This window comes from Streptococcus sp. ELY_137, from assembly GCF_058314515.1.
This window is the reverse complement of sequence record NZ_JBZFUL010000019.1, coordinates 25,703-35,916: the sequence shown is the minus strand read 5'-3', so window position 1 is coordinate 35,916 and position 10,214 is coordinate 25,703. Positions and strand designations below refer to the sequence as shown.

Sequence of the window (10,214 nt, the reverse complement as noted above, 5' to 3'; positions counted from 1 at the left end):
AGATCCCACGTCAATTCGTAGAAATTGGTTGAACCAGCCAGGACGGTCTTGCCGTCAATCACGGTGCCATTTTCATTTTTATTGACCTTGTGCGGTTTGATGTAGTTATTATTGGGATTGTCTGGGTCTTCTGGTTTCCCTGGGGTAGTGACCCGAACGATATTGGATTTGACCCCATAAGCATCGTTGACCGTTAAGGTAAAGTTATTTTCATAGGTGGCCCCGTCGTTCATGACCTGACCGACAATGGTTGGGACGGGGGCAGTGATGCCCTTGGTGTAGTCCTGATTGAGCAGGGCCAGGGTTTCCGCGGTGGCTGTGAAGGTCACGGTATGCGTGGTTGCGTCATAGGTGACCTCAAAGTCTGGACTGGCCACCTTAGTCGCTTCGAGGTTGAACTGATAGCCGCTTGGCAGGGGATCGACCAAGACGAAGGAGGTGGTTTCCTCACGGTTGGCCGGCAGTTCAGCCGTTCTCAGTTGGAACTTGACCACTGACTGCTTAGCGACCAGGGTCTTGTCGATATCGACTCCTATGTTATTGGTGATGGCCTTGTTAACCTGAGGCTGGATGGCATAGCTAGCATAGTGGTAACGAACCGTTGGAACAGCGGGTGCTCCAGGGAAGCGTTTTAGAATCGGTGGCGTTGGAGGCGTTGGCTCCGGTTCATAGTTAGGTTCCTGCGGTTTGTTTGGTTCTGGCTGATCCGGTGTACGGGTCGGCGGTGTTGGCTCCGGCTCGTAGTTAGGTTCTACCGGTGCCGGTTCGGATGGCTTTTCTACTTCGTAGTTAGGCTCCTGTGGTTTATTAGGTTCCGGCTGATCCGGCGTCCGAGTTGGCGGTGTTGGCTCCGGCTCATATTTTGGTTCTACTGGTGCTGGCTCCTGTGGCTTCTCTACTTCGTAGTTAGGCTCTTGTGGTTTATTAGGTTCCGGCTGATCCGGTGTACGAGTTGGAGGCGTTGGCTCTGGATCGTACTTGGGTTCTACTGGTGCTGGCTCTAAGTCCTTTTCGACCTCGTAAACAGGTTCTGAAGGCTGAGTTGGAGCTACTGGCGGTGTTGGCTCAGATTCCATCGGTTTATTAGGAATATCCTTTGCCTTTATCTTAGAATCAAAAGCGAACCATATTCCCGAAGCGTTTTCAGCAGAAATCGTAAATTTGATATCGGAACCCGTTTGTTTACCAACAATGGCTCCGTACCAATTCAATGGGGAATCCGAACTATCCCATTCACCGCTTTCAAATCTCGATTGATTGGTCTTAGTATAGTTTGGAGTAGCGGCGTATAAGCCATCTCCATTGTCTTTTACAGAAGAACCGTTTATTTCAATGGCCGTCCCTGTGTGATAATCAACCTTCTCAATGGCATTTACACCATCATACTGTGCCCAACCATGTCCTCTATTAAGTGAAGAGAAATCTAGCAATGCACCCGTCGCATCGATTTTATTTCCATCTTCATCATAAAACCTAATTTCTACATCAATACTCTGTGAGCCAAAGAACTCAAAGTAATAGATCGTTGCGGTAGGATCATCATATAGCATGGCAGGTATTTTATCGGCATTAAGACTGGTATCTTTTAGCGTATATATGAATTCTGCAGAAGCAATTTTTATACCATTCAGCTCTGAATTCTTTAAGTTGGTGTACTTTGCAACAACAGGTTTACCTTTTGGCAAAAATACTCGCTTGCCCGGCCAATCTGCACTATCTTGAATTCCACCCCAAAAGTGGCTATAGGCAACTCGTCTCTTTTCTGTATTAAATGGCGTATCTGCCTTAATATAGTCCATTTTATCTGCTTCGGCGTAGAATTCGTCAGCGTTATAGACTTTATCTCCCGATGTAATTTCAAGGGAGGCCTCTTTTTCCTTCTCAAAGACAAAAGGTTGCGATTCTGGTGATGGTAAATATCCATCATCATTTTTGTGTTTTTCTAGCTCTGCTAAGGCAGCCTTGTAAGCGGCCTGTTCATCTTCGTAAGCTTTTAGCTTGGTTTGGTAGTCAGCTAAGTCTTTTTGGTATTGGGTTAAGTCTTTTTGATATTGGGCTAATTTGGCTTCATAGTCAGCTTTAGCATCCGCATTGCGCTGTTTGATGGCGGCATTTTCTGCTGCAATCTCAGCATTCTTAGCTGCATTTTCAGCCACAGCCTTGTCGTAAGCCGCTTTGGCATCCGCATTAGCTTTCTGCACGCGAGCGAGCTCTTGTTCGTAGGCGGCCTGTTTAGCTTGATAATCCGCCTCATTATCCTTGTTCTTTTGTTGGATATCTGCTAAATCGGCTTCATATTGCTTCAGGGCTGCTTCATATTGAGCTTTGGCATCTGCATTGCGCTGTCTAATAGCTTCGTTGTCTGCTGCGATCTCGGCATTTTTTGCCGTATTTTCAGCCACAGCCTTGTCGTAAGCCGCTTTGGCATCCGCATTGGCTTTCTGCACGCGAGCGAGCTCTTGCTCGTAGGCGGCCTGTTTAGCTTGATAATCCGCCTCATTATCCTTGTTCTTTTGTTGGATATCTGCTAAATCGGCTTCATATTGCTTCAGGGCCGCTTCATATTGAGCTTTAGCATCGGCGTTGCGCTGTTTGATGGCGGCATTTTCTGCTGCAATCTCAGCATTTTTTGCCGTATTTTCAGCCACAGCCTTGTCGTAAGCCGCTTTGGCATCCGCATTGGCTTTCTGCACGCGAGCCAGTTCTTTTTCGTAGGCTTCTTTAGCTGCTGCATAGGCAGCTTGGCTGTCTGAGTTGGCTTGTTGGACAAGGGCCAGCTCTTTTTGATACTGAGCTAATTTAGCTTCATAGTCCGCCTTGGCAGCAGCATTAGCAGCATTAATCCGCTCAACTTCTGCCTGATGAGCAGCTAAATCTCGTTCATATTGAGCTTTCTTAGCTGCGTTTTCTTGATTGATACGATCAGTTTCTGCTTGGTTAGCAGCCACATCAGCTTTGTAGGTTTCTGTTGTGGTTTTGATAGCTTCCGCCTGCTTGCTGTAGTCAGCCTGAATCTCGTTTAATTTTTCATCTGCTTCTTGGGACGTTCCCACAGTCCCCTTGTCAACAGTCTCATCCTGTGACACCGACACGCCAGCTTCAGCAGCGGATTTTACAGCCTCATCAAGCTCAGTAGCCGCTACATCGACAGGTATTGAACCAGTTTTTTGCTCTGCTTGGGCTTGACTAGTCTCTGCTTGCGAGCTAGGAGCAGCCTGCTTTTCTGTCAGATTGGTTGCGGGATTCCCAGTCTCTGTTCCAGCTACTGCTTCTGTATCAACAGTAGATGTTGTACTGATCTCCGTATCTTCAGCAAATGCCTTTTGACCTGCTACAGACGCAATAATAGCAGTTCCCAACAGGGCACCACAAAGGGTCTTACTGATTTTACTCTTGCGAAAACCAAAAGTTTCCTTGTGTTTCATCTTATTTACTCCTTTTAATCGAGTTGTAACATTTCATTTTTTTAGTTACACCGATGTCATATTACCATTTTATTAGGAACTAAACAAGCTAATTGGCTTTTATTTGCTAGCAGTTGATAATCTTTCGAAATTTATACGCTAACTCTTAATAAATATTAGGTTTTATCACAATTTTACAAGCCTAGCTAAAGACCTTCACAGGTAAGGGGGTTGAGGAGATGGGGGTATTTCTCTAGGACAGCTCTAAAGCCAAAGAAAGCTATTTTAAAACTGAAGGCCTTGCCTGCATTATTGCTCCGATCCTGCTCTTTCTAGCAAATGATTTTTAATCTTGGACTGAAAAAGCTAGCTAGATAAGGCTGTCCCACCCCTATCTATGAGAAGCTCCCCTTTATTTAAGATTTCTAGTCAAAATCAAATAACTTAGCCCAACAAAAAAGCATAACATCACTGCTGCAACAACATGATTTTATGCTTTTTCCTGTATTATGGAATCTATCTACTTCAGGACCTTTAATGAAGCAGTCCGAAGCCAATAAGGAGGAGGTAGATAGCACTTGGCAGGTTATTAAAAATATGAACCATCATAGAGTCCTTGATATTGCCACGACGCTGATAAGCGCTATAGAGGACTGCTCCTAATAGGGCATAGAGAAAAAATTCCGGAATGGTCGCAGCATGCCCCAAGGAAAAAATCGAGGAGGTTACCAAACCAGCTAATATTTTACGCTGTTTAAAGAGAAGTACCTGCGGAAAACCGCGAAAGGCCAGCTCTTCAATGAGCGGTGCCATCAGACCAATCATCAGACAATATAAAGCCGTATAGAGAAAGAATCCGCCCTGAAAGAAGTCTGTCAACTTGGCAAGCGCTTGGTCATTTGCTGTCTGACTCTGACCAGATATCCAAGCGAGAATCAAGGTTCCAAAAACAGCCACTGCTCGGGCCGCCAAAAAGAAGAGAAAATTGTACCCGATATCCCCCCAGGTCATCTTTTGAAGCTTGACGGTCTCGGGTTCATGCTTTTTATAGCTTCGCCAGAGCAATGTGAAAACGGCAATGATAAAAAGGATACAGAGCAGACCCAGTCCCCACTTGAGCGGCAGAGAAAAATAGGATTGATTTCGTAAAAGCAAGATAGGAACCATATTGCAGCATATGGCCAGAACCAGTAAACCAATAACTTTAAGAATATTAAAAAATAGTTTCATCATATCCCCTTATAATTTTATTTAGATATAGTGTACCATTTCTTTTTCATTTTGATAATGATAACAGTAAGAATAATTTCACTATATCCCAAAATCGGGGTCTGCTATGTGTTCCCAAGTTCATTTACAATCGGTAGAATAACGGTAGCTCGGCCACCGCCTTGTTTTGTATTTGACAGCTCAAGCCTGCCCTTGTGCAGGCGGATAATATTATCCGCAATAGCTAGGCCTAGTCCTTGATGAGATTGGCTGCGACTACGGCTGCTATTCACAGTAAAGAAAGGCATTTTAGCTGAATTTAGAGCTTCTTGACTGAAACCAGGTCCACTATCAGTACAGGTGATGATTAATTGACTGTCTTGTTTCAGATAATGTATGGAAACGTTAGTCCCCAAAGGACTATGCTCTATAGCATTAGCAGCAATATTGATAAGCGCTCGTTTGAGCAGTTTGGGATCCCAGCTTGCTTGATCCGTGAATGCTAGCGACACCAGACAATCAAATGTAAGGCCTCTGACAGTAGCCAGTCCTTTAAGATCACGATTGAGAGACTCTATAAAGTCTCTGACTGTAAGGATCTGAGGAGAAAAGACCTGCTGGCTCTGCGTCTGCGACAGTTCTGTTAGCTCTTGAAGATAGTCATCCAAGGCTTGGATATTTCTCTTAGTATGGCTCAGAAAATCAGCTTGTTTCTCAGTTAAGTCCGTCAATTCCAGAAGGTCGGTGTTACCCTTGATAACTGTCAAGGGAGTTTTGAGATCATGAGTCAGGGCGGCTATCTGGTAGCTCTGGTCCTGCTTTGTCTGCCAAGACTCAAGAAGAGACTCTCTCAAACTAATACGCAGTCTGTCCAAACTCTGGATAATTTGGTCGAACTCCTTGATTCTAGTCTTTGGTAAAGAAAATTCTAACTCCTCCTCTTGGATCTTCTCTGTCATCCTTATAATAGGCCTCAACTGGCGCTTGACATAACGGCCAAAGAAAAGGCTGGTCAAGATAAAATAGAATAAGAGTCCTAGACTCAATAAACCAATAATAACTATGCTCAGACGGGGTAAATGCTGCTCTAACCAAGGATCACGGTAACGCTGCCTGAGTTTATAATTGACAATAAGATGGCTGCCGTCAGGCCTCCTAAAGGTTTTGAAATACCCATAGCGACCATGGTCAAGACTGTAAGAATCTCGAGACGACGATGCCTTCTTCTTTAATTGGGGGTTCATATTAGTTTGTAGTTCCTGTCCATCTTTATCCACGAGCAGATAGCTAGTCCCTTGTGGAAGATTGGATAGTTTAAAATGCGAATCTGTCTCAATCGAGCGTGTTAAGTTTATCAACTCATTTTCTGTCTGATTAGCTGGCAAGATAAATCCGGTTCTAAAAGCCACTATCAAACCAATGTATGCTATAAGCCCCATTCCTATGGCTCCCAGAACAACACTCATGAAGTAAGCTACGAAAATACTGGTCAAGGATGGGTTTAATTGTTTGTTTGCCATTTATAACCAATCCCCCAAACTGTTTCAATGGGTTCTGCTCCAGCCATCCGAAATTTTGCTCGAATATTTTTGATATGCTCAGCAATGGCTGCAGGTGTTCCGCGTTCTTCAAATCCATAGAGATAGTCATAAAGCTGCTCTTTAGAGAAAACCTGACCGCGGTGCTTGGCCAAATACTCACAAATTTCGTACTCTGATTTAGTCAGGGCAAGTACTTGATTGCTGATAGAAATTTCTTTGGCAGACAGATCGAACCGAATATTTCCTAAGACTAAACTGGTATGATGTTCACGCCTTTCCCGACGTAAGTGGGCATTAACACGCGCTAAAAGCTCTTGGACACCAAAAGGCTTAACCAGATAATCATCTGCTCCGCAACTAAGCCCTGTGACAATGTCTGCTTCCTGTGACTTAGCTGTCAGAAAAATGATCGGACTGTCCACCAGAGAGCGGATCTCTTTACAAAAACTCAAGCCATCGATATCAGGCATCATAATGTCCAGTAAAATCAAATCATAATCTACTAACTTTGAACGTTCAACTTGTTCAGCACTGGTAAAAGTCTCTACCAAATAGCTTTGCAGCTCTAAGGTATTTTTTACCAAAGTCAGAATATCTGCTTCATCATCAATTACCAAAATACGTGTCATCTTTTTTCCTTTTTATGTTATCCGTACCATTCTTATCATATCATCCATAAAGTAATACTGACAAGCCATAGAGCAAGTAAATATGCAGCGGATAGAAAATATAAAAGAGATGCTTACTGCCCTTGCCTCGTTTGCCATTATACATAAGCATGAACGGTGCTGCAAAAATTTCCATCCATTCAAAATAAAGAAATAAAAATGCGTGAAGCGTCAGCGGTGCACCCACCAGAAGACTACGGCCTAACTCAATTAGCAGCGAAACAATGACAAAGGCGAGAACTTCCCTTTTGAGCGTTTTTCGGCAGAGATACATGGCAATGCCTACAATCAAAGTTGCCGTTCCACCATCCATAATGGAAAGATGCAGCGGCAGGATCGTAAAATTGAGCAGGTTAACAACGAACATGCCCAGTTGATTACCAGAAACCATAAAGATACGGTAAAAAGGCATGAAAAGAAAGGGCAGAAGAATCGGAAAAAGAAGGGTCGGAATGCCTCGAAGGTACTTCCTCTCCTCAATCCAAGCAATCCCTTGAAGAGCAACCAGCAAAATGGCAAAGGAGGACAGCATCATATTCTTAGGAAAGAAGCCATCTCCCCGTACCAAAGGCTGCAGCACATTATAAAAGCCAAACTGAATCAGTCCCATGGCAATAGCTAAGCTGTAAATCTTCAGAAAATATCTCTTGCGGTCATGCGTATGAATAAACCCTTCGATAATCGTAAATAAGAACAAAGGAGCGGATAGTCTCCCAAGCTGAGTGAACCACAGGGGGATCTTTCCTGTATAGTCAAAAAAGTAATGAATATGGTCTAGCAGCATAAGCACCAAGGCGATGTATTTGAGCTGAAAGCCCGTCAGCTTCTTGAATTTTGTCATAAGTAGTCCTCCTTACCTATTCTTAGTATAAACAATAAATTTAAGGACTTTATCAGGAAGAGCAAAATAAAAAACGTATAAAGGTCCAATTGACATCTTTATACGCTTCTTATGCTGATAGCTCTCTGCTCCAAATTTCATACGCTTCTTTAGCTAGAATAATTAGAGGCTGAAATAGCAATCGCGATACCATTTTTCCACTATTTATCGCGATGGCAAAAGTATAAAAATAAGTGCTAGCCATAACCCAGTTCGAACTCCATTGATTGCCGCTGTGTGTCAGGTTGGGGCAGCTATAAGTTGCTTCAAATTTACAGGTTGCGCTAGGTAGCTGAAAAATTCTGAAGAGCTATAGATGGCAGCATAAGCTCCAGTTACTCCGCACACTCATCACTCGGAAATAAAAGGGCAGGGCACGGAGCCTTCTCCTAACAACTCTCATTCCATGCTGCTCTAACACATATTAAAAGTAAAGTCCAATAAGATTAAATAGAGGAGATTATATGACAGCTTCAGTAGGCAAATTCATCCCCTTCCAACCCTCAAGGGCGCCTGACAATTCATAAGCCTCTAGCCCAGCTGATAAGAGAAGTAACAGTGCCTGTTTGCCTAATATGGTGCCGCTGTTCCAGTCATAAACTACGTAGGTTTTATCCTTGGCTAAGCTCCCTAATTCTTGGGCTAAATCTTTAGCAGGTAGAGCTCTGGCTCCTTTTATCTGCTCTTTTTTAACATGAGCTGGTGCATTGCGGACGTCAAGGAGGACATAAGGTGAGTCATCATCTTCCATGGCTTTTAATACCTCAAAATGGTTAATATAAAGGCTAAGGTAGGTTTCCAGTAATTCAATTTTTGTCATAATAGTTCTCCTTATAATATTGTCGGGATTTTTCAACCCAAGTTTTAACGGTTCTCTATTTTAGTTTTTTTACAGGCAGTTGAATTTACCAATTTACCCCCCTTCGAAAATCCAGAAGAACCACTAAGAATGGCAAGAAAGAAGCGAGAGTACAGCTGCGGTTACTGGCTACCTCACTTCAACTTCTGCAGCGACAAAAGAGCTTAAGAGTACACTGCCCTTCTGCTCAAACAGAAAAAAACTAATTTTGCACGTTTGAAGCTGATTCAGCTTATTTGCTCAGCGATTTGCAATAGGATAGCCTTTTGACTGTCTGATAATTCCTCTATCACTTCATGCTCAGCCTGTCTCATAACCAACCACATATCGGAAACCAGCTTCTCACCTTTTGCAGTCAAGGCGAGCACGTTCTGACGGCGATCTCTAGGATTTCGCTCTCGCTTCACCAATTCTTTTTCTTCAAGCACATCAATAATTTGCCCAATACTAGTTCGGTCTATGCTCATTTTCTCACCAATCTTAAGCTGAGTATGATTGGGAGAATTAAATATGGCTAAGAGGACACCATAATATCTGGAATCCCTGTAATCCAACCCATGCTGGCTTAAATGGCTGCTAAAGCGTCTGTCCATAGACTGAGCAATTTTACTTAGGGTAAATCCCCATGATTCTTCAACTCTTATAAGAGTTCACCTCCATTCTTTATATATAATCATCTTTACTGATTATCAGTTAAAATGATTATAAAGCAGGAACTGAAATTTGTCAAGAAAAAGTGCAATGGGTAATTTTATTGATAGATCACTGAGGTCGCAGCATTCTTATTCGTTTATAACTAATTCTAGCTGAGTTCGCTGTAATTTAGCCTTTTATTCCTATAATGCTAAGGTGAAAACGGCGATTGATTATACCAAAAGCTTAGAGTTCCTCTTTTAACTATCACTAACGCTACTAACAAGATCAAAAAAGAAAGGCCCTATAACTCCTAGTAGGGATTTATCCACTTAAGTTATAAAGCCAATGTCTATACTTATATTACAAAAAAGAGCAGAGGTAAATCGATTTCTTTAAAGTATCGATCATCTCTTACTCTCTTTTATATAGATTAGGATTTAGCCAATAGCTGCAAGAAGAGCTTGGACTTGCTTAGCCAAATCTGCTAAGACTTCTTCAGAGGCTACATATTTACCATCAGCCCAAGCAGAATCGTTAACTTTTGAGAAAGTCACTTGGTCCACAAACTGTGTGCGGATAAATGGCATCAAGTTACGGTAGCTCTCTGCTACTGGTTCATTACCGCCATTTGCCAGAACAGATACTGTTGTAACCTTATCTTGAAGGACTGAAGCACCTGTTGTATCTGAAAGATCTTCAGCACGAGAAAGCCAATCCAGTAAGTTCTTAACAGAACCCGGAATCGCAAAGTTATAGACTGGTGAGAAAATCCAGATAGCATCAGCTGTCTTAACAGCGTCACGAACAGCTTGAACTGCTGGCAATACCGGTGTTTCAAGGTCTTGATTAAAGATTGGAACCTGAGCCCAATCAAGATAGGTGACCTCGGCCTTGCCAGCAAGGGCTTGCTCAGCCTGCTGAGCCAACTGCTGACTAAAAGAGCCTTGACGCAACGATCCGACAATAAATAAAATGTTTTTCATATAGGTTTCCCCTTAAAAATATTGTGTTTAGTAA

8 protein-coding genes are annotated in these 10,214 nt (G+C 42.8%); all 8 read right to left on the bottom strand.

Annotated features, from left to right (window positions below; all coding sequences use genetic code 11):
* Window positions 1-3,425, bottom strand: a 3,425-nt coding sequence (locus tag AC4HAO_RS10265; protein ID WP_491135310.1) for a GbpC/Spa domain-containing protein, incomplete at its 3' end; no start/stop codon positions are given.
* A gap of 513 nt (window positions 3,426-3,938) precedes the next feature.
* Complete coding sequence (locus AC4HAO_RS10260) at window positions 3,939-4,634, bottom strand: CPBP family intramembrane glutamic endopeptidase (RefSeq protein ID WP_491092840.1); 696 nt, start codon at window positions 4,632-4,634, stop codon at window positions 3,939-3,941.
* A 104-nt stretch (window positions 4,635-4,738) separates the two neighbouring features.
* Window positions 4,739-6,133, bottom strand: coding sequence for a sensor histidine kinase (locus AC4HAO_RS10255; protein WP_491135309.1), 1,395 nt, complete (start codon window positions 6,131-6,133; stop codon window positions 4,739-4,741).
* Entirely contained in the window at window positions 6,115-6,783 is a 669-nt protein-coding gene (locus AC4HAO_RS10250; RefSeq protein WP_491135308.1) for a response regulator transcription factor, read from the bottom strand. The genes AC4HAO_RS10255 and AC4HAO_RS10250 overlap by 19 nt, the downstream gene beginning before the upstream one ends.
* A gap of 40 nt (window positions 6,784-6,823) precedes the next feature.
* A complete protein-coding gene (locus AC4HAO_RS10245; protein WP_491135307.1) occupies window positions 6,824-7,663 on the bottom strand; it encodes a TraX family protein in 840 nt (279 codons plus the stop codon).
* Between the two features lie 499 nt (window positions 7,664-8,162).
* Window positions 8,163-8,522 (bottom strand): rhodanese-like domain-containing protein, encoded by a 360-nt coding sequence (locus tag AC4HAO_RS10240; RefSeq protein ID WP_491092829.1) that lies wholly within the window; start codon window positions 8,520-8,522, stop codon window positions 8,163-8,165.
* 266 nt (window positions 8,523-8,788) lie between these two features.
* On the bottom strand, window positions 8,789-9,205 hold the full coding sequence (locus AC4HAO_RS10235; RefSeq protein WP_491092839.1) for a MarR family winged helix-turn-helix transcriptional regulator: 417 nt from the start codon (window positions 9,203-9,205) through the stop codon (window positions 8,789-8,791).
* A gap of 429 nt (window positions 9,206-9,634) precedes the next feature.
* Entirely contained in the window at window positions 9,635-10,180 is a 546-nt protein-coding gene (locus AC4HAO_RS10230) for an NADPH-dependent FMN reductase (RefSeq protein WP_491092828.1), read from the bottom strand.
* Between the last annotated feature and the right edge of the window lie 34 nt (window positions 10,181-10,214).